Source organism: Streptomyces sp. NPDC051963, assembly GCF_044593495.1.
Taxonomy (GTDB): Bacteria; Actinomycetota; Actinomycetes; order Streptomycetales; family Streptomycetaceae; genus Streptomyces.
Window position 1 is genome coordinate 553,246 of record NZ_JBIUCC010000007.1, and the last position, 21,309, is coordinate 574,554.

The 21,309-nt window shown below is 70.1% G+C and carries 14 protein-coding genes; 9 read left to right on the plus strand and 5 right to left on the minus strand.

What is annotated here, in order from left to right; translation table 11 throughout:
* Positions 1–62: 62 nt before the first annotated feature.
* The 6 genes from ureA (at position 63) to cimA (ending at position 7,383) form a co-directional block, all read left to right on the plus strand.
* A complete protein-coding gene (ureA, locus tag ACIHFB_RS30495; RefSeq protein ID WP_400128659.1) occupies positions 63–743 on the plus strand; it encodes an urease subunit gamma in 681 nt (226 codons plus the stop codon).
* On the plus strand, positions 740–2,413 hold the full coding sequence (locus tag ACIHFB_RS30500) for an urease subunit alpha (RefSeq protein ID WP_400128660.1): 1,674 nt from the start codon (positions 740–742) through the stop codon (positions 2,411–2,413). Before ureA ends, ACIHFB_RS30500 begins: the two co-directional genes overlap by 4 nt.
* A 9-nt stretch (positions 2,414–2,422) precedes the next feature.
* Entirely contained in the window at positions 2,423–3,454 is a 1,032-nt protein-coding gene (locus ACIHFB_RS30505; protein ID WP_400128661.1) for an agmatine/peptidylarginine deiminase, read from the plus strand.
* Between the two features lie 9 nt (positions 3,455–3,463).
* Positions 3,464–4,063: a TetR/AcrR family transcriptional regulator gene (locus tag ACIHFB_RS30510; protein ID WP_365287055.1), complete on the plus strand. Its 600-nt coding sequence runs from the start codon at positions 3,464–3,466 to the stop codon at positions 4,061–4,063.
* Positions 4,064–4,196: 133 nt separating this feature from the next.
* Positions 4,197–5,468 carry a TolB family protein gene (locus tag ACIHFB_RS30515; protein WP_400128662.1) on the plus strand — a complete coding sequence of 424 codons (1,272 nt, stop codon included), beginning with the start codon at positions 4,197–4,199 and terminating at the stop codon, positions 5,466–5,468.
* A 310-nt stretch (positions 5,469–5,778) separates the two neighbouring features.
* Positions 5,779–7,383, plus strand: a complete 1,605-nt coding sequence (gene cimA, locus ACIHFB_RS30520; protein ID WP_400128663.1) for a citramalate synthase — start codon at positions 5,779–5,781, stop codon at positions 7,381–7,383.
* A gap of 57 nt (positions 7,384–7,440) precedes the next feature.
* Here the strand turns inward: cimA and ACIHFB_RS30525 are convergent, their stop codons facing one another.
* Together ACIHFB_RS30525 and ACIHFB_RS30530 are read right to left on the minus strand one after the other, a co-directional pair.
* Positions 7,441–8,124 carry an SLATT domain-containing protein gene (locus ACIHFB_RS30525; RefSeq protein ID WP_365287061.1) on the minus strand — a complete coding sequence of 228 codons (684 nt, stop codon included), beginning with the start codon at positions 8,122–8,124 and terminating at the stop codon, positions 7,441–7,443.
* A 61-nt stretch (positions 8,125–8,185) separates the two neighbouring features.
* Complete coding sequence (locus tag ACIHFB_RS30530; RefSeq protein ID WP_365287063.1) at positions 8,186–10,054, minus strand: ricin-type beta-trefoil lectin domain protein; 1,869 nt, start codon at positions 10,052–10,054, stop codon at positions 8,186–8,188.
* A gap of 247 nt (positions 10,055–10,301) precedes the next feature.
* Between ACIHFB_RS30530 and ACIHFB_RS30535 the strand changes: the two genes are divergently transcribed.
* Both ACIHFB_RS30535 and ACIHFB_RS30540 read left to right on the plus strand, forming a co-directional pair.
* Positions 10,302–13,322 (plus strand): glycoside hydrolase family 3 protein, encoded by a 3,021-nt coding sequence (locus tag ACIHFB_RS30535; RefSeq protein ID WP_400128664.1) that lies wholly within the window; start codon positions 10,302–10,304, stop codon positions 13,320–13,322.
* A 90-nt stretch (positions 13,323–13,412) separates the two neighbouring features.
* Entirely contained in the window at positions 13,413–14,762 is a 1,350-nt protein-coding gene (locus ACIHFB_RS30540) for a hypothetical protein (protein WP_365287067.1), read from the plus strand.
* Between the two features lie 104 nt (positions 14,763–14,866).
* On the opposite strand, the gene ACIHFB_RS30545 is transcribed toward ACIHFB_RS30540, so the two are convergent.
* The 3 genes from ACIHFB_RS30545 to ACIHFB_RS30555 all read right to left on the minus strand — a co-directional run bounded on the left by ACIHFB_RS30545 (position 14,867) and on the right by ACIHFB_RS30555 (position 16,975).
* Positions 14,867–15,649, minus strand: coding sequence for a serine protease (locus ACIHFB_RS30545; protein WP_365287069.1), 783 nt, complete (start codon positions 15,647–15,649; stop codon positions 14,867–14,869).
* A gap of 280 nt (positions 15,650–15,929) precedes the next feature.
* Positions 15,930–16,538 carry a YceI family protein gene (locus ACIHFB_RS30550; protein WP_400128665.1) on the minus strand — a complete coding sequence of 203 codons (609 nt, stop codon included), beginning with the start codon at positions 16,536–16,538 and terminating at the stop codon, positions 15,930–15,932.
* Positions 16,539–16,783: 245 nt separating this feature from the next.
* Positions 16,784–16,975 (minus strand): hypothetical protein, encoded by a 192-nt coding sequence (locus ACIHFB_RS30555; RefSeq protein ID WP_365287073.1) that lies wholly within the window; start codon positions 16,973–16,975, stop codon positions 16,784–16,786.
* 550 nt (positions 16,976–17,525) lie between these two features.
* Here ACIHFB_RS30555 and ACIHFB_RS30560 point away from each other — a divergent pair.
* A complete protein-coding gene (locus ACIHFB_RS30560) occupies positions 17,526–21,305 on the plus strand; it encodes a nitrate- and nitrite sensing domain-containing protein (RefSeq protein WP_400128666.1) in 3,780 nt (1,259 codons plus the stop codon).
* Positions 21,306–21,309 lie beyond the last annotated feature (4 nt).

Below are 21,309 nucleotides of genomic sequence, written 5' to 3' on the forward strand. Positions count from 1 at the left end.
CGTCAAGGCTTCCGTTCATGGTCGGACATGTTTAGAGTGGTGCTCTAGACGAAGGGAACGACATGCGGCTGACCCCCACCGAACGCGACCGGCTGCTGCTCTTCGGGGCCGCCGAGCTGGCCCGGGCACGGCGCGCCCGAGGCCTCCGGCTCAATGTGCCGGAGGCCACCGCACTCATCGCGGACACCGTCTGCGAGGCGGCCCGGGACGGCGTCCGGCTCGCCGAGGCCATCGAGCGCGCCCGGTCGGTGCTGGGTCCGGACGACGTGCTGCCGGGCGTCGCCGACGTGGTCACCGAGGTGCATGTCGAGGCCGTCTTCGACGACGGTTCGCGGCTCGCGGTGGTCTCGGATCCCCTCGGAGGCGGTCTGGGGGAGGACGCCCCCGGTGCGCTGCTGCCGGGGCCCGAGCACGCCGGGATCGAGGCCGTCGTACGGCTGAGGGTCACCAACACCGCCACCGTGCCGGTCTCCGTGACGTCCCACTTCCACTTCTTCGAGGCCAACCCGCGCCTCGACTTCGTACGCAGACAGGCCTACGGGATGCGGCTCGCCGTGCCAGCCGGGTCGTCGGTGCGGTTCGGGCCGGGGGAGAGCGTCGAGGTCGGGCTGGTGCCCATCGGGGGTGACCGGATCGCCATCGGGTTCGCGGGCCTCGTCGACGGGGCACTGGACGCGCCGGGGGCGCGGGAAGAGGCCCTGCGCAGGGCAGCTGCCTGCGGATATCTGGGAGCTGAGCTGTGAATCCGTACGAGTACGCCGCCACGCACGGCCCCCGCGCCGGCGACCGCATCCGTCTCGGCGACTCCGGACTGACCGTCCGTGTCGAGTCCGACGCGCAGAAGTACGGCGACGAGTTCCTCGCCGGGTTCGGCAAGACCGCGCGCGACGGGCTGCACCTCAAGGCCGCCGCCGTGCGCGACACCTGTGACGTGGTCATCAGCAACGTGGTGGTGATCGACGCCGTGCAGGGGATCCGGAAGGTCTCCATCGGCATCCGGGAGGGGCGCATCTGCTCCATCGGGCGGGCCGGGAACCCCGACACCCTCGACGGAGTCGACGTCGTCGTCGGCACCGGTACGTCCATCGTGTCCGGCGAGGGGCTCATCGCCACCGCCGGCGCGGTCGACACGCACGTCCATCTGCTGTCGCCGCGGATCATGGAGGCGTCGCTGGCGTCCGGCGTGACGACGGTCATCGGGCAGGAGTTCGGACCGGTGTGGGGGGTCGGGGTCAACTCGCCCTGGGCGCTGAAGCACGCCTTCAACGCCTTCGACGCCTGGCCGGTCAACATCGGTTTCCTGGGCCGGGGTTCGTCGTCGCACGAGGCGCCCTTGGTGGAGGCCCTGGCCGAAGGCGGCGCCTGTGGTTTCAAGGTGCACGAGGACATGGGCGCCCATACGCGCGCCCTGGACACGGCGCTCCGGGTCGCCGAAGAGCAGGACGTCCAACTCGCCCTGCACAGCGACGGGTTGAACGAGTGCCTGTCGGTGGAGGACACCCTGCGCGTCCTCGAAGGCCGCACCATCCACGCCTTCCACATCGAGGGCTGCGGCGGCGGACACGTGCCGAACGTGCTGAAAATGGCGGGCGTTGCGAACGTCATCGGCTCCTCCACCAACCCCACCCTCCCCTTCGGCCGGGACGCGGTCGCCGAGCACTACGGCATGATCGTCTCCGTCCACGACCTGAAGACCGACCTGCCGGGCGACGCGGCGATGGCCCGCGACCGCATCCGCGCCGGGACCATGGGCGCCGAGGACGTGCTGCACGATCTGGGCGCGATCGGCATCACCTCGTCGGACGCACAGGGCATGGGCCGCGCGGGCGAGACCGTCCGCCGTACGTTCGCGATGGCCGGGAAGATGAAGGCCGAGTTCGGCGCCCCGGACGACGGCCACGACAACGAACGCGTCCTGCGCTACATGGCCAAGCTGACCATCAACCCGGCCATCGCCCACGGTCTATCCCACGAGGTCGGGTCGATCGAGGCCGGCAAGCTCGCCGACATCGTGCTGTGGCGGCCGGAGTACTTCGGGGCCAAGCCGCAGCTCGTGCTGAAGGCGGGCTTCCCGGCGTACGGCGTGGTCGGCGACCCCAACGCGGCCACCGACACCTGCGAACCCCTCGTCCTCGGACCGCAGTTCGGGGCCTACGGTGCGACCCCCGCCGACCTCTCGGTGGCCTTCGTCGCGCGGGCCGCCCTCGATCAGGGCGACGACTCGATGCCGACGCGCCGCCGCCGGGTCGCCGTGCGCGGCACACGCGGAATCGGGCCCGCCGACCTGCGCCTCAACTCCCGTACCGGAACCGTCGACGTCGACCAGCGCACCGGCCTGGTCACCCTCGACGGCGACCCGGTCCGCTCCGAGCCGGCCGAGTCCGTCTCCCTCAACCGCCTGTACTTCCTTTGAGGATCAACGATGTCTGCTGCCGCCGACGGCTTCCGAATGCCCGCCGAATGGGCCCCGCACGAGCGCACCTGGATGGCGTGGCCGGGCCCCAACCCGACCTTCGAGGACCCGGACGACCTCGCCGAGGCCCGTCTGGCCTGGGCGTCGGTCGCGCGCACGATCCGCCGATTCGAACCGGTGACGGTGGTGTGCGGCCCGGGACAGGCCGACCGGTCCCTGCTCGGCGACGGCATCGAGATCGTCGAACGCGAACTCGACGACGCCTGGATGCGGGACATCGGCCCGACCTTCCTGACCAACGGGCGTGAACTCGCCGCCGTCGACTGGACGTTCAACGGCTGGGGCGCCCAGGACTGGGCCCGCTGGGAGCACGACGCGAAGATCGCCGCGCAGGTGGCGGACCTGGCGGGTTCGGTGGCGACGTACGCCTCGAAGCTGGTCAACGAGGGCGGTGCGATCCATGTCGACGGCGAGGGCACGGTCCTGCTGACGGAGACGGTCCAGCTCGGTCCCGAGCGCAATCCGGGCTGGACGAAGGGACAGGTCGAGGCCGAGATCCACGCCCGGCTCGGCACCCGCAAGGCGATCTGGCTGCCCCGCGGACTCACCGGCGACTATCCCCCGTACGGCTTCGGCACCCTCGGCCATGTCGACATCGTCGCCGCGTTCGCCCGCCCGGGCGTCGTGGTCGCACACTCCCAGCCGGACCCGGCGCACCCCGACCACGAGGTCACGAAGGAGGTCATCGGCCTCCTGAAGGCGCAGACGGACGCGTGCGGCCGGCGCCTGGAGGTCGTCGAGATCCCCGCGCCGACCGTCCTGGAGGCCGACGGCCACTGGGCCGACTACTCCTACATCAACCACTACCTCTGCAACGGCGGCGTCGTCCTGTGCGCCTTCGACGACCCGCGCGACGAGATCGCGGCCGGGATCTTCCGCCGGTTGTTCCCGGAGCGGACGGTGACGCTCGTGGACGCCCGTACGATCTTTGCCGGTGGCGGTGGCATCCACTGCATCACCCAGCAGCAGCCCAGAATCTAGGAGTCGTGGATGGCCGGCGTCCGGAAGAACGCGCCCCCGCGCGAAGACGTCCTCGTCGCCGCCATGCAGATGATCGCCGAACGCGGTCTGGAGAAGCTCACCATGGCGGCGCTCGGCCGCGAGGTCGGGATGAGCAGCGGCCATCTCCTCTACTACTTCCACTCCAAGGACGAACTGCTGCTCCAGACCCTGGAGTGGAGCGAGGGCAGGCTGGGCGCCGAGCGCGGCCGGCTGCTGACCCGGTCCGCGCCCGCCCGTGAACGCCTCGACGCATACGTCGACCTGTACGTCCCCGACGGGCACCGCGATCCGCACTGGACCCTCTGGCTGGAGGTCTGGAACCGCTCGCAGAACGCCGCCGACGACGCCCGCGACCGCCAGGCCGCGATCGAGGGCGCCTGGCACCGCGACCTGGTGGCCCTGCTGGCGGAGGGGGTGTCGAGGGGAGAGTTCCGCCGGGTCGACCCGGACCGTTTCGCGGCCCGTCTGCGTGCCCTGCTCGACGGCTTCTCCATCCATGTGGCGATCGGGCTGCGCGGCACGGACCGAGCGCAGATTCTCGGCCACGTACGGGAGTTCCTGGACGAGAGCCTCCTCGCGGACGCCTGACCTCGCGCCCTGGTTGTACGCAATAAGGGCGATTGACCCTGTAGCGCGTGGTGCGTTTGCCTCGACTGGAGCCCTCGGCGCGGGGCCGGGGGAGAAGCGTCCACGGGGATCTCAGGGGGAATTCGTGCAATTCATGCTCAGAACCGTGCGCGGCGCGTCGGTGGTCGTACTCGCGGGAGCGCTGGTCGCGCTGTCGGCGACCTCCGCGGCACCGGCGCCGAAGCCGCAGACCGAGCGGGTGACGCTGTCCTCGACCGGGGAGCAGCTCCAGAAGGGGGCGAGCGGTAACGCACTCAGCTCCGACGGACGTTATCTCGCGTTCGTCTCGGACGACTCCGAAGTGGTGCCGGGCGACACCAACGGCACGACCGACGTGTTCGTCCGGGATCTGCGCAAGGGAACCGTCGAGCGGGTCAACGTGGCCTCGGACGGGACGCAGGCGGAAGGCGGGGCCTACGGCACCCACCGGGCGGAGATCAGCGGCGACGGCCGGTACGTCGCCTTCGTCTCCTCGGCGAAGAACCTCGTGGAGTGGCCCTCCCCGCCCAACCCGTACGCGGACGACGTCTATGTGCACGACCGTCGCACCGGCCGCACGGAACGGATCAGCGTCGCCGCCGACGGCGGGTCCGGCTGGACCTCCGACAGCTTCGACATGTCCCGCGACGGCCGGTACATCGCCTTCGCCGCGTCGTCGCAGCGGATGGAGGCAGACGCCGTCGGCCAGACCCTCGGATATGTCGTCGACCGCCGCACCGGCACCACCAAGCGGATCAGCGACCACATCCCCGCGGAGTGGTACGTCTCGTCCCTCACCCTGAGCGGCGACGGCAGCCACCTGGCCTATACGCAGCGGCACCCGCGCGGCGGGCGCGGCGAGCTGTGGCTCGCCGATCTGCGCACCGGTGCACAGGAACTGGTGAACGCCGCGTCCGACGGCACACCCACCAACGGGTCACCGGCGGGCGCGAGGCTCTCCGAGGACGGCTCTCTCGTCGCGTTCTCGTCCTTCGACGACGGTGTGGTCCCCGAGGCGCCGACGTACACATGGGAGCTCTACCTGAAGGACATGCGCACAGGGAAGACCCGGTGGATCACGCACGAGGGCCAGGGCGGGCTCGGCGGCGGCCTCCTCAGCCCCGACGGCCGTCTGCTGGCGTACATGACCGAGACCAAGTCGGGCGATGAGGTCGTCGCGGAGAACGTCCATGTCCGGGACCTGAGGACCGGCCGGACCGAACTCGTCAGCCGTACGCTCGCGGGCGGACCGCTGGCCACGGGCTATGCGGCGCCGATCGACTTCAGCAGGAGCGGCCGCCTGCTCTCCCTGTACTCGACGTCGTCCGAACTCGTCCCCGGCGACACCAACGGCACCGGCGACGGCTTCCTGCACCACCTGCGGTGATCAGCGCAGTGCTCGCATCCTGAGACGGACCGTGAGCACGGGGGCAAGCTGTGCCACACTTCCCCCGTGCTCTCGTTCGCCATGATTATTGGCAGCAGGCGCGCCGGTCCGCAGTGACCGCCACGTACGACCAGGTACGGGCGGACACCGTCGTCCTCGACCCGCGCGCAGACCTCTCGCACCCGCGAGAGGTTTTTCGCATTTCTGGCCCACCTCTAGCCGGGAGCGCAGCGCGAGGGATCATTGGGGGACGGTGGAGCCGGTCATTCCGGTAAAGACCGAGATCCATTTCATCAGGAGCCTATCGACCATGACGGAAACCAGCGAGCTCGACGACTCGTTCCACGTCTTCGACACCACCCTGCGCGACGGCGCGCAGCGGGAGGGCATCAACCTCACCGTCGCGGACAAGCTGGCCATCGCACGGCACCTGGACGACTTCGGCGTGGGCTTCATCGAAGGCGGCTGGCCCGGGGCCAACCCGCGGGACACGGAGTTCTTCGCGCGGGCACAGGCGGAGATCGCCTTCAAGCACGCCCAGTTGGTCGCCTTCGGCGCCACCCGCCGCGCCGGCGCCAAGGCGAGCGAGGACCCCCAGGTCAGGGCGCTGCTGGAGTCCGGCGCCCCGGTGATCACCCTGGTCGCCAAGTCCCACGACCGGCATGTCGAACTCGCGCTGCGCACCACGCTCGACGAGAACCTCGAGATGGTCCGCGACACGGTGTCCTTCCTCAAGGGCCGGGGCCGCCGCGTCTTCGTCGACTGCGAGCACTTCTTCGACGGCTACCGCGCCAACCCCGAGTACGCCAAGGCCGTCGTCCGTACGGCGTCGGAGGCCGGCGCCGACGTCGTGATCCTCTGCGACACCAACGGCGGCATGCTCCCGGCGCAGGTCCAGGCGGTCGTGCACACCGTGCTCGACGACACCTGCGCCCGGCTCGGCATCCACGCCCAGGACGACACCGGCTGCGCGGTCGCCAACACCCTCGCCGCCGTGGACGCGGGCGCGACCCACGTCCAGTGCACGGCGAACGGCTACGGCGAGCGCGTCGGCAACGCCAACCTCTTCCCGGTCGTCGCGGCCCTGGAGCTCAAGTACGGCAAGAAGGTCCTCCCCGACGGCCACCTGCGCGAGATGACCCGGATCTCGCACGCGATCGCCGAGGTCGTGAACCTGACCCCGTCCACGCACCAGCCCTACGTCGGTGTCTCCGCCTTCGCGCACAAGGCCGGACTGCACGCCTCCGCGATCAAGGTCGACCCCGACCTGTACCAGCACATCGACCCCGAGCAGGTCGGCAACACCATGCGGATGCTGGTCTCCGACATGGCGGGCCGCGCCTCCATCGAGCTCAAGGGCAAGGAGCTCGGCGTCGACCTCGGCGGCGACCGTGAGCTGGTCGGCCGGGTCGTCGAGCGGGTGAAGGAACGCGAGCTCAAGGGCTACACGTACGAGGCGGCCGACGCGTCCTTCGAGCTGCTGCTGCGCGCCGAGGTCGAGGGCAGGCCGCTGAAGTACTTCGAGGTCGAGTCCTGGCGCGCGATCGTCGAGGACCGCCCCGACGGCACCCACGCCAACGAGGCCACGGTCAAGCTGTGGGCCAAGAGCGAGCGCATCGTCGCCACGGCCGAGGGCAACGGCCCGGTCAACGCCCTGGACCGCGCCCTGCGCGTGGCGCTGGAGAAGATCTACCCGCAGCTCGCCAAGCTCGACCTCGTCGACTACAAGGTCCGCATCCTCGAGGGCAAGCACGGCACCCAGTCCACGACCCGGGTCCTCATCGCCACCTCCGACGGCGAGGGCGAGTGGTCGACGGTGGGCGTCGCCGAGAACGTCATCGCGGCGTCCTGGCAGGCGCTGGAGGACGCGTACACCTACGGGCTGCTGCGGGCGGGCGTGGAGCCCGCGGAGTAGGCACCCGCAGCAGACCGTGGTCACGCGCCCGCAGCAAGACCGTGGTCGCGCCGCCCGCTACAGGGCCGTGTCGCGCTGCCTCGGCATCTGGTCGGCGCCCCGGTCGCGGCCGGGCGTCCGGTCGAGCCGGAAGAGTCCGGCGCCGCCCGGCCGCTGGCCGGGGGAGTGCGTCGTGGAGCGGGTCAGCTCCTCGACGCCGTCCGCCAGGTAGCCGATCCAGGCGGTGCTCTCCTCCTCCATGATCCGCTGGGTGTCCATCCGCAGCCGCTCGATGATCCCCAGCAGCGCGGCCTGGTCCTTGTCGCTGGGGGCGTCGGTGGTCCTCAAGTAGGCCTGTGCCCAGTCGGACTGGGCCTTCTTGAGGACCTGCTGCAACGAGACCTCGGTGCGGATGTAGCGGGTCCAGGAGGCGGAGAAGCCGAAGATCCGGTCGAACAGGACACAGCCCGCCCCGCCGGCCAGGAACACGAAGCCCCATTCCGGCTGGATGCTCTGCGGGGCGGCCGAGTGCACCAGCGGGGTGAGGGTGCCGACGATGCCGAGCAGCGCGGCCAGCGCCCGCAGCGCCCGCGACCAGAGGGACGGACCCCGACGCTTGGCCAGATACCAGCCGATGGCGTCCGTCACCTCACGCTCGGCGTGCCGGAACAGCTCCCACAGCAGCTCGGCCCGGGTACGTGACCGGTCCAGCTCGCTCAGTTCGGTCACCGTCATGTCGGCGGCCCTGCGTCTGCGGAGCATCCCCCTGCCCTTCTGCTGCGACTGGCGCGCCGTCCTCGGCGGCCAGGGCATCGTAACGGCCCTACGTCAGCCTCCACTTCTGATTGCCGGCTCCGGTGCACGACCAGATCTGCGCCCGCGCCCCGTTCGCCGATGAATTGTCCGTGACGTCCAGGCACTTGTTCGAGGCCTGGTTGACCACGTCACCGGTCGAGGCGTTGTACGACCATGACTGCGCACCGCTGCCGTTGCAGTCGTAGAGCTGGAGCTTGGCGCCGTCGGCGATGGATGCGCCCGTCACGTCCAGGCACTTGCCCAGCGCCCGGACCGAACCGTCCGAGCCGACCGTCCACTGCTGTGCCGTCGACCCGTTGCAGTCGTACAGCTGCACGGCCGTGCCGTTGGCCGTCGAACCCCCGGCCACGTCCAGGCACTTGCCCGCGAGGCCCACGAGCGTCCCCGACTGCGAGGGTCCCTCGGTCTGCGTGCCCGCCCAGGTGAAGGTCGCCGACGTCTTGCCCGGCAGCGAGTAAGTCGCATGCTGCGAACCCCAGTTGATGGTCACCGTCCGCGCCGAGGACGAGTCGTTGTAGGCGATCAGCGCCTTCGAGCCGTCCGGGTTCCGCCAGGCCACGTTCGGCACGGCGGACGACGCCGTGGACGCGATCCGCTGCGCGCCCGGCCGTACGAACTTCGTGAGGTGGCCCATCGTGTAGTACTCGACGGTGTAGTCGACCTGACCGTGCCGTGAGTCGCCGTTGTGGACGGTGATCAGTCCGTCGCAGGTGCCGCAGCCGCCGTTGTGCGGGCCGCGGTTCTGGTCCAGGGCCAGCGACCACTTCGTCACCGACTTCGCCCAGTTACGGGTGTAGTCGATGATGTTCATCATGTCCTCGCGCTGCTGGTTGGCGATCCAGGTGCCACCGGAGTGCTCGGTGCCGAAGGCGTCCAGCTGCGGGTACTGGTTGTGCACGGTCGTCTGCTTGGTGACGTCGCCGCCGTACCCGTGCCAGGCGATCCCGCCGAAGTTCGGGTGCGAGCGGACCGCCGCGTCGTTCACCGTCTGGGCGGCGTACGCGTCGTAGGTGTCCCAGTTCCAGTCGTGCGCCAGCACCTTCGTCGACAGGCCCGCCGCCTGGAGCTTGGGCAGCAGCTCGCTCTTGGTGAAGTAGGCGAGCCCGGAGGCGTTCCAGCTCATCGACGGGTAGCCGGCGCAGCACGTCGGCTCGTTCTGCGCGGTGACGTACGTGATCGGGATGCCCTGCGCCTGGTAGGCCTGGATGTACTTCACGAAGTACGAGGCATACGCCCCGTAGTTCTCCGCCTTCAGCCAGCCGCCGTTGAGCTGTCCGTTGTCCTTCATCCAGGCCGGGGCGGTCCATGGCGAGGCCATCACGGTGAGCCCCGGGTTGAGCTGCTTGGCCTGCTTCGTCAGCGGTACGACGTCCTGGAGATCATGTGCGATCGAGAACTCGGACAGGTCCGCGTCGGTCTGCCCGGCCGGCATGTCGTCGTAGGTGTACCCGAACCGCGCCAGGTCCGAGCCGCCCATCGGATTGCGCAGGAAGGACAGCCCGATGCCGTCCGTCGGCGAGAACAGCTTGCGCATGGTGTCGTCCCGCGTGGCCTGGGACAGGGCGCCGCTGCCGTCCATCACCCAGGCCGCGGTGTCGGTGAAGGACGCGCCGCCGCCGGTGAAGGTCTGGTAGCGGGTGTTCTCGTCGATGGTGATGTTGTCGCCGGAACCGCCGCTGCCGGCCTGGAAGTTGAAGGGCGCCTGCGCCTGGAGCCCGCGCACGACATGGCGTCCGCCGCTGTCGTCGGTCGTGGTCAGATAGGCCGTGATCTGCTCGCCGGCCGCATGGGCGGACGAGGTGGCCAGGCCCGTGAGCCCGGCGGAGGTGAGCAGTCCGGCGAGAAGCAGCCGGACCCCGCGCTGAGGTCTTCTCATGGTGCGCCGCCCTCCTGAGGGGGGTGTGGTGGGGGAAGCGGGGCGTGCAAGCCGTGAGTTAATGACGGCTTCGTGCGGCCGTCAAGGACTCTCACATTCATTGGTCGAACGGACAACGTCCCAGTTCCGGCCGTCTGTTGCCTCTGTACCGGTTCTGACGTGAAGTCTTGACGGCAGGGAGGGGCGCTTGTTAACTCACGCCGTGATCTAAGTCTTAAGAGCACGCTGAGAGTCGAAGGGAAGGGCCATGCGAAGAACCGCCCTGATCGTCTCCACCGCCCTGCTGACCGGATTGCTGCCGCTGGCCGCCGCGGGGGCCGCCACCGGAGCCGATGACCCAGCCCCGGTCCCCGTCGACCGTTTCGAGGGCGAGGTGCCCTTCGCGACCCAGCCCGCGGAGGGCATCTTCACCTGGGGCGGTGACACCGACGACCCGCCCCAACTCGCCCTGACCGCACGAACGGACGCCCCCGAGGGCGAGAAGGTGCTCTCCGGGACCTACGACATCAGCGGCTACGGCGGCTTCACACACGACTACGCCGCGACCGAACCCGCCCACGACTGGTCCGCCCACCAGGGCATCCGCCTGTGGTGGGAGGGACAGGACAACGGCAAGAAGATCACCTTCGAGCTCAAGGACGGCGGCGCCCACGGTGAGGCCTCCGAGCTGTGGACGACCTCCTTCACCGACGACTTCAGTGGCTGGAAGCAGATCGAGATCCCCTTCACCGACTTCACCTATCGCACGGACTACCAGCCCGTCGGTGGTATCGACCACGTTCTCGGACTGACCGAGATGTGGGGGTACGGCATCACGCTCCCGGCCGGCGCACCCGGCCGATTCGCCATGGACGACGTCGAGTTGTACGGCAAGGCCGACCAGTCGCTGCGGGCGGGCGTCACGACCGACGCCGCCGTGTACCCGGTCAAGGAGGGCCGCACGGCCTCCGTCCAGGTCACCGTCGCCACCACCGGCTCCGCCCCGATCGACGAGCCCGTGACCGTGGCCTACGAGACGGCCGCCACCGGCACCGCCTCGGCCCGCGACTACACCCCCGTCAAGGGCGAACTCACCTTCCCCGCGGGCACCGCCTCCGGCACCACCCGCACCGTCAAGGTGCCCACCCTCAAGGACAAGGCCGCCGAGAACGCCGAGACGATCCCGCTCAAGCTGACCGTCACCGGCGCCAAGGCCCCCGCGGAGATCCCGCAGATCGTCATCGACGCGCACGGACTGCCGTATCTGGACAGCAGTTTGCCGGTGAAGAAGCGCGTCGCCGATCTCCTGTCCCGGATGTCCCTCGCGGAGAAGGCCGGCCAGATGACCCAGGCCGAGCGCGGTGCCGTGGGGACCGGGGGCGACGTCGCCGCCTACGACCTCGGCTCGCTGCTCTCCGGCGGCGGCTCCACTCCGACGCCCAACACCCCCGAGGCCTGGGCGAAGATGATCGACGGGTTCCAGCTCCGGGCGCAGGCGACCCGCTTCCAGATTCCGCTGATCTACGGCGTCGACGCCGTGCACGGCCACAACAACCTGGTCGGCGCCACCGTCATGCCGCACAACATCGGCATCGGGGCGACGCGTGATCCCCAGCTCGCCCAGCGGACCGGGTCCGTGACCGCCGCAGAGGTCCGCGCCACCGGCATCCCCTGGGACTTCGCCCCCTGTCTCTGCGTCACCCGCGACGAGCGCTGGGGCCGCTCCTACGAGTCCTTCGGCGAGGACCCGGCCCTGGTGGAGTCCATGGAGACGGTCATCCAGGGCCTCCAAGGAGCCCGTGACGGAAGGGACTTGAAGGACGACGACAAGGTCCTCGCCACGGCCAAGCACTTCGTCGGCGACGGCGGCACCGCGTACGGCTCCTCCACCAACGGCACGTACACCATCGACCAGGGCGTCACCACGGTCACCCGGCAGCAGCTGGAGGCCGTCCATCTCGCGCCCTACCAGGACGCCGTGGACCGGGGCGTCGGCACGTTCATGCCGTCGTACTCCTCGCTCGACATCGTCGGCGACGGCCAGGGTCCGGTGAAGATGCACGCCCGAGCCGACATGATCAACGGCGTGCTGAAGGGCCGTATGGACTTCGACGGCTTCGTCATCAGCGACTGGAACGGCATCGACCAGATCCCCGGCGACTACGCCTCCGACGTCCGTACGTCGGTCAACGCCGGCGTCGACATGATCATGGCCCCCTACTCCTACAAGGAGTTCCACTCCGCGCTCGTCGCCGAGACCGGGGCAGGGCGCGTGACTGAGAAGCGCGTGGACGACGCCGTATCGCGCATCCTCACCCAGAAGTTCAAGCTGGGGCTCTTCGAGAAGCCGTACGCCGACACCAGCGGCGCCGACGAGATCGGTTCCGCCGAGCACCGGGCCGTGGCGCGGGAGGCGGCGGCCGAGTCGCAGGTGCTGCTGAAGAACGCGGACTCGGTCCTGCCGCTGAAGAAGTCGCAGAAGGTGTACGTCGCCGGGTCCAACGCCGATGACATCGGCAACCAGACCGGCGGCTGGACGATCACCTGGCAGGGGTCCTCCGGGGACATCACCGAGGGCACGACCGTTCTGGAGGGCATGCGGAAGGCGGGCGGCGACGTCACGTACTCGAAGGATGCCTCGGCGCCGACGACCGGCTACGACGTGGGTGTCGTGGTGGTCGGCGAGACCCCGTACGCCGAGGGCGTCGGTGACGTCGGCAACGGCAACGACCTGGAGCTGACCGCCGCCGACAAGGCAGCCGTGGACAAGGTGTGCGCGGCGATGAAGTGCGCGGTGCTCATGGTCTCCGGCCGTCCGCAGCTGATCGGCGACCGGCTCGGCGACATCGACGCCCTGGTGGCGTCCTGGCTGCCGGGCACGGAGGGCGACGGTGTGGCGGACGTGCTGTACGGCAGGCGGCCCTTCACCGGGCAGCTCCCGGTGACCTGGCCGAAGTCGCAGGCGCAGCTGCCGATCAACGTCGGTGACGCGTCGTACGACCCGCAGTTCCCCTACGGCTGGGGCCTGACCACGCTGACGAAGGTCCCGCAGGGCGGGGCGACCACGCTGAAGGTGCTCGGGCTCGCTGCCGCGGTGGCGGAGAAGGCCGGGTCGGCTCAGGCGGGCCGCGCGATCGTCGGCAAGGCACGGCTGATCGTCCAGCAGAAGATCGGCACGGACATCGACGCGGGGGTTGCCAAGCCCTTCGCCGACGCGGACCATCTCCTGGTTACCGGGCGGTACGCGGCGGCTGTGCAGAAACTGACGGCTGCCTATCGGGCCGCCTGAGTACCGGTCGGCTGGGAGATGCGGTGCGCGGCCCGCATCTCCCACCGGCAGGAACGCCCGATCCGCGGTCCTTTCAGGTACTTTCGACATATGAAGGTCGCGATACCGGGCCGAGGCCTGATCGGACTGCTGATCGCCCTGGCGTTCGCCGCACTGACCGTCGTGTCGGTGACCGCCCCGAGCGCCTCCGCGGCCACAAGCGTCTCGGCCGTAGCCGAAGCACTCAAGAAGAACCCCGTCTACGTCGACCCGGCCGCCTCCGCGCAGCTGTCGACGTCGGACGCGGACGCGCTCGCCGAGCAGATCAAGGACGCCGACAAGCCGCTCTTCGTGGCCGTTCTGCCCGCCGACTACCCGACCGACAACCTCTTCGAGAACCTGCGCACCGCGACGGGCATCACGGGTGCGTACGCGATCCGTCTGGGCGACGAGTTCAACGCGCGCGCCGACTCGTCCGTCCTGTCGAACGACGCCGTGCAGAACCTCGTCACCAGCGTGCAGGACGAGCCGAACACCGAGAGCCAGCTCACCGCCTTCACCGACCGGGCGCTGGCCAACATGGGCGGCTCCGCCCCGTCCTCCTGGGGCTCCACCGGCACCGACGACGACGTGCCCGTCGCCGGGCTGATCACGGTCGGCGCGGTGCTGGCGGCCGGCGGCGCGGGCGCGTACGCGCTGGTGCGCCGCAACCGGCGCCGGCACGAGGAGGAGCAGCGGGCCGCGCTGGAGAAGCTGCGGGTCGTGGTCGACGAGGACATCACCGCCTTCGGCGAGGAACTGGACCGTCTCGACTTCCATCCGGGGGAGCCGGGCGCGGACGACGCCATGCGGGAGGACTACGAACATGCGCTCGACGCCTACGACAAGGCGAAGACGCACATGGCGGAGGCGGAGAAACCCGAGCACGTCCGGGCCGTCACCCAGTCCCTGGAAGACGGCCGCTTCTCACTCGCCCGGCTCGTCGCACGCCGTGAGCACGTACCGCTTCCCGAGCGCCGCTCGCCCTGCTTCTTCGATCCGCGGCACGGTCCGTCGGTCGCCGACGAGACCTGGACGCCGCCGGGCGGCGCACCCCGTGAGGTGCCCGTCTGCGCGGCCGACCGGTCCCGGCTGGCCGAGGGCCGTGATCCCCTGGTCCGTGAGGTGGACACCGACTCCGGCCGCCGTCCGTACTGGGACGCGGGCCCGGCGTACGGCCCCTGGGCCGGCGGCTACTTCGGCGGTGGCATTCTGCCCGGTCTGCTGATCGGCACGATGCTCGGCAGCATGATGGCCGGCCCCGCCTACGCGGCCGACTACGGCTCCGGCTACGGCGACTTCGGCGCCGGCGGCTACGAGGGCGGTGATGTCTCGGGCGCCGACTTCAGCACGGACGACTTCTCGGGCGGCTTCGGCGGCGGGGACTTCGGAGGCGGCGGGGACTTCGGCGGAGGGTTCTGAGGTCTGCGTACGACATACGGGAACGGGCCCGGCGCTCTGTGAAGCGCCGGGCCCGCATCATGCCTGCGGAAGATCAGAGGAGATCGGAGGAGATCGCCGGAAGGTCAGAGGGAGGACGCCGCCGAGGCGATCGCGGAGGCGAAGGTGGAGACCTCGGAGTAGACGCCGGGCGCGTTCGGGCGGGCGCAGCCGATGCCCCAGCTGACTATGCCGACCTGGATCCAGGCGTTGGCGGAGTCACGGCGGAACATGGGGCCGCCGGAGTCGCCCTGGCAGGTGTCGACGCCACCCGCAGCGTAGCCGGCGCAGATCTCGTCGCTCGCGACGAGGCCGCTGTAGCCGCTGTAGCCACGGCAGGTGGCGTCACTGATGAACGGCACGTTCGCCTTGAGCATGTACCGCTGCTGGGCGCCGCCCTCGGTGGCCGAGCCCCAGCCGGCGACGGTGAAGGTGCCGGTGTTGTACTGCGTGGTCGTGGCGATCTTCAGGGTCGGCAGGTTGATCGGCTGGGCGAGCTTGATGAGGGCCCAGTCCTTGCCGTTGCCGTTGTAGCCGGGCGCCCGGTAGACGTAGGTGGAGCGGACCTGGACGCGACCGGTGGTGGACTGGAGGTCCACGACGCCGGCGGTGGCGGTGATGCTGGTGTTGGCCCCGGTGCCGCTCACACAGTGCGCGGCGGTGAGCACGATCTGCTGGGTGTACAGCGCGCCGCCACAGCCCATGGAGAGCCGGACCATGAACGGGAACTCACCCTGCGCGGCGCGGGTACCGCCGACGACGGGCGCGGGGGCGGCCTGCGCCGCCGACACGGGCTGAAGGCTGACGACCGCGAGCACGGCCGCACCGGCGACCGCGCATCTCTTGAGGGCTTTGAGGAGAGTCTTCAACGTGAGGCCTTCCGTGGGGGGTTGGCAATCGACCGGCCCCTGCCTGGGTGTGGCATGGACCGGTCAATTTCGGTTGCTGGATTATGGGAACGCTGTGAGCCCTCACACAAGGGCCGAAATCCGGCCAACCACCTAGGCCATTCGAGCCGCGGCCATGACTGCCACCACCAGTGCGACCGCCCGCGAGCGTGGGGCGCCGGGCGGTTCAAGTGGCCGCGATCCTCGGGGACATGCCACGGCGCCGGTGAGTCGAGGACTCACCGGCGCCGTCGCGGCAGGCTCAGGCGTTCTTGATCGCCGAGATGTCGAAGTTCAGCTTGATCTTGTCGGAGACCAGGACGCCGCCCGTCTCGAGCGCCGCGTTCCAGGTCAGGCCCCACTCGGAGCGGATGATCTCCGACTTGCCCTCGAAGCCCACGCGCTCGTTGCCGAAGGGGTCCTTCGCGGCGCCGTTGAACTCCAGGTCGATCGTGAGCGGCTTGGTGACGCCGAGGATGCTCAGGTCGCCGGTGATGCGGTAGTCGTCGCCACCGAGGGCCTCGGCCTTGGTGGAACGGAAGGTCATCGTCGGGAACTCGTCGATCTTGAAGAAGTCCGCGCTCTTCAGGTGACCGTCACGGTCCGCGGAACCCGTCTCGACGCTCTCCATCTTGACGTCGATGGAGGCCGTGGACTTGGCCGGGTCGCCGCCGTCCAGATGCAGCGAGCCGCTGACATCGAGGAATTTGCCCTTGACGTTCGTGACCATGGCGTGCCGGGCGACGAAACCGATCGTGGTGTGCGCCTGGTCGATGGTGTAGTCGCCGGTCAGGGCGGCCAGGTCGGGGTTGACCGCGGTGGGCGCGGCAGCGGTCTGGGTGGTGTCGTCCTTGCGGCCGAAGATGCCCATGATCTGCTCCTTGTGGGGACGGGGCGCGGCTCCGTGCGGAGACCGCGGGCTAGTAAGTTGAACGTTCAACGATGCCAACAAGACCGACCGTAGACCTATTCCTGGCAAGGTTCAACGTCATCCACATGTGTCCGCGGTTCCGCGTCGGGTCGGAGAGGATCCAGGGCGCAATCAAGGGGCGCCGGCACGCAAAGAAGCCTCCCCGAACCGGTCGGGGAGGCTTGGTGGCTACTGCTCGGCGGCCGCTACTCGGCGGCGGCCTGCGCTGCGACGGGAACGTCCATCAGGACCGTGCGCCGCGGATTGGCGGTCTGTTCCGGGAGTTCGGCGGTGCGTTCCGGAGTCTGCGGCAGCTGCATCTCGTCGGCATCCTCGAGGTGGGCCAACGTCGTGCGCTGCGGGTTGGCTATCGTGCGGAACATCATCGTCGTCTTCACGGGTGTCAGAGGCCTTCACAGTTCGGCTGCTGTTGTAAAGCGCCAGGCTAAACATGCAGTTCCCCTCCGAAGGTCGGCGGACCCCATGAAGTGCGTGTGAGTTTGCTCACGAATCCATGGGCAAACCGGTCAATTCAGGCTCACAACTGATCGCAATGAAACGGACATTGGCGGTGTGAAGCCATCATTCCGCTCCTGATCATGGCGACTGGGACACCCCTCGCTGACCGGTGACTCGTAGCGAAAAGCCCGTTTTGCGGTGGATCACTTTCTACGTCTCGTGACGCAGCCCTCACGTGGTGTCACGGAGGTCACAGCCTGGCCCATGGGCCTTGTTGGAGATCCTGCACTGTGCTGGAATTCCACGGACCGCCGCAGGATCGAGCCGGCGCACAGGGGGCGCAACGAGCGCCAGTGGCGGCGAGATAGGGGGAGCCAGCGCCGGTCACTCACGACCATCGGGGGGCGCAAATTCAGGGCGCCCCCTACGACGCCGACACCGTCCTTCCGTTCGCGCGGAGGGGCGCCTGGTCCAGAGGTTGCGACGCTAGTGCAGGGACGTTTCAAGAGGGATGGCAGTGCTTCGGCGGAGCCGGAGCCGCACGGTGGGGCTGGCCCCATAAAAGGCAGCTCCTCGCCCCAGCACGCCCAGAACCCGGGCCCGTCGTCCGGCGACGGCGGGCGCGCAGGTGCGTCCGCAACTTCGGGGGCCACGGCGTCCACCGGAGCCGCGGGCTCCCCGGGTGCTCCCGGCTCCGCGGCACCGACCGTGAAGCCGCCGAAGGGCGCCTCCGGCCCCGGATCGCGAATAGCCCTGCGCAACTGGCGTATCTCCACGCGTCTGGTGTCGCTGCTCGCGCTGCCGGTGGTCGCGGCCACCTCCCTGGGCGCGCTGCGCATCAGCGACAACATGAGCGACATCCAGCAGCTCGACAACATGAAGCTGCTGACGGACATGACCCAGCAGGCCACCGAGCTGGCCGCCGCGCTCCAGGAGGAGCGCGACCAGTCCGCCGGTCCGCTGGCCCACGGTGCCAGCGCGAGCGCCGACCTCACGGTCAAGGGCTACCGGGACAAGACCGACCGCTCCCTGGAGAACTTCCTCGACGCCTCGGAAGAGATCGACACCTCCAGCAAGGACGGCGACCTCCAGGGCGTCCGCGACAGCCTGGTCGGCCTGGTCAGTGACCTGAGCAACCTGGCGAAGATCCGCGACCAGGCCTACGAGGCCGAGCGCAACTCCACCCAGACGGTCGAGGCCTACCACCGTCTGATCACCCACCTGCTCGACCTCTCGCAGGACATGGCCGAGGCGACCAGCAACCCGGAGATGATCCAGCGCACCCGTGCGCTGGCCTCGTTCTCCTCCGCCAAGGAGTACGCCTCCGTCCAGCGCGCGGTCATCGCGGCCGCGCTGCCCACCACCACCAACAACAACGCCACGGGCAACGTCTCCGAGAACGACCGCCTGTACGCCGAGTCGGGGCTGGAGAGCGAGAAGTCGGAGCTGCTGAGCTTCCGGAGCATCTACGGCGCGGACAGCGCCGCCGCGCTCCTCCAGCCCATCGAAGAGGGCAACCCGACCATCGAGGCCACGGACAAGTACGCCGACCGTGCGCTGAGCCGGCAGGGCGGCATCGCCGACCTGGAGAAGCGGTCGTACAAGGACTGGATCGACGACAGCTCGGTCAAGATCGACCAGATGGGGCTGATCGAGACCACGCTGCTCGGGGACATGGAGCAGAAGGCCCGCCAGCTGCGCAGCGAGTCCGAGCGCGAGGCGATCATCTCCGGTGCGCTGATCCTGCTGGTGCTCGGCGTCTCCCTGGTCGGCGCCTTCGTCGTGGCCCGGTCCATGATCCGCTCGCTGCGCCGGCTCCAGGAGACCGCGACCAAGGTCGCCCAGGATCGCCTGCCCGAGCTGGTCAAGCAGCTCTCCGAGTCCGACCCGCAGGACGTCGACACCTCCGTCGAGTCGGTCGGTGTGCACTCCAAGGACGAGATCGGCAAGGTCGCCGCGGCCTTCGACGACGTGCACCGCGAGGCGGTCCGGCTCGCCGCCGAGCAGGCCCTGCTGCGGGGCAACGTCAACGCGATGTTCACCAACCTCTCGCGCCGCTCCCAGGGTCTGATCCAGCGCCAGCTGTCGCTGATCTCCGAGCTGGAGTCCCGCGAGGCCGACCCGGACCAGCTGTCCTCGCTGTTCAAGCTCGACCACCTCGCGACCCGCATGCGCCGTAACGGCGAGAACCTCCTCGTGCTCGCCGGTGAAGAGCCCGGCCGCCGCTGGACCCGCCCGGTCCCGCTGGTCGACGTGCTCCGCGCCGCCGCCTCCGAGGTGGAGCAGTACGAGCGCATCGAGCTGGCCGCCGTGCCCACCACCGAAGTGGCCGGACGCGTGGTCAACGACCTCGTGCACCTGCTCGCCGAGCTGCTGGAGAACGCCACCTCGTTCTCCTCCCCGCAGACCAAGGTCAAGGTCACCGGTCATGCGCTGCCCGACGGCCGCGTACTGATCGAGATCCACGACACCGGTATCGGTCTGTCGCCGGAGGACCTCGCCGCGATCAACGAGCGGCTCGCCTCGCCGCCCACCGTGGACGTGTCGGTCTCCCGCCGCATGGGCCTCTTCGTGGTCGGTCGTCTGTCGCAGCGGCACGGCATCCGTATTCAGCTGCGTCCGTCCGACTCCGGTGGTACGACCGCGCTGGTCATGCTCCCCGTCGATGTCGCCCAGGGCGGCAAGAAGCCGCAGGGCAAGCCCGGCCAGGGCGGCCCGGGTGGTGCCGGTGGTCCCGCCGCCGCGCAGGCCGCCGCAGGTGTCGCGGCCGCTCGTCGGGGCGGCCAGGGCGGCGCTCTCGGGGGCGGCGCGGGTGCGGGCGCTCTCGGCGCCGGTGCCGGTGCTCCCGGTGGGCGGCTCGGTGCCGCTCAGGGACCGCGGGCCGCGCTGCCGGGCAGCGGTGGTGGCCCCGGTGGCCGTCCGGGTCCGGGTGCGCCGGGTGGCGCGCGTGGGCCGCAGGGTCCGGGCGCTCCGCAGCAGGGCGGCCGACCGGCTCCGGCCGGTGCGGGTGCCGGCTTCGGTGGTCAGGCGCCGGGTGCCCCGCAGGGCCTCCAGGCCGCGGGCACGGGCATGCCGCCGCAGGGGCCGGACGCTCGGGACGCCGTAGCGAACAAGGAATCGTCCGGGCGTGGCCGTCGTGGTCGCCGGCCGCAGCTGCCGCCGCGCGGCGGGGCCCGGGCCGAGCTGCCGGGCGGCAACTCGCAGCAGCCGCGCACGCCGAGCTGGAGCGACGAGAACGCGACGCCGTCGGTGCCGCGCGCCTCGCTCGACACCCCGCGCGGGCACGACGAGCAGCGCGACCCGTCGCAGACCGCCCCGATGCCGCGGATCGACGACCGGCAGGGTCCGCCCTCGCCCGCGGACATCCCGGCGATGCCGCGGGGCGACGGCCGTCAGGACTTCGGCCGTCAGGACTTCGGTGCGCCGCAGCAGCCGGGCGCGAACGGGCCGCAGAACACGGGTCAGTTCGCCCGTCCGGGCGCCAACGCCCAGCACAACACCGGTGAGTTCGTCCGCCCGGACCAGAACTCCGGCGAGTTCCCCCGCCCCGGTGCGGGCGCTCCGCCGAACCCCAACAGCGGCCAGAACACGGGTCAGTTCGTCCGCTCGGACGTCTTCGGCACGGCCGGTACGCAGGCCCCGCAGGGTTACGACAACGGCTCCGCGGGCGGGCACACTCCGCCGCCCGGCCGGCCGAACCCGGCGAACGGCAACGGCACCAACGGCTCCGGATACGGCGCCGGGCGTCCGCCCGTACCGCCGCGTCCGCAGCGGCCGGTCCGCCAGGAGCCCGAGGCGCTGCCGCCGGCGACCGGCCCGGGTGACGGACGTACGCCGCTGTACGACACTCTCGAGACCAACTGGTTCCACGGTCAGGGCAGCCAGGGCGGCCCGCAGCAGGAGAACGGCTCGGCCCCCGCGCCGGCCGCCCCGCCGCAGCCGCAGCACGCTCCCGCCCCCCAACGTCCCGCAGCAGGGGCCTGGCGCAGCTCGCCGAATGACGAACTCATTCGGCAGGCGGAGCGCGTACGGCAGCCGGCCGCGGGCGGAGTCACCACCTCCGGCCTGCCGCGCCGGGTACCCAGGGCGAACCTCGTCCCGGGTACGGCTCAGCAGCAACAGCACCAAAGCGGTCCGGCGGTTTCGCGTGCGCCTGATGACGTACGTGGCCGGCTGACCAATCTTCGTCGGGGTATCTCACAGGGCCGTCAGGCCGGTAGCGGCCAGACCGGCAGCTTCCCGAACCCCACTCACCAGCAGGAGCGTTAGTTGA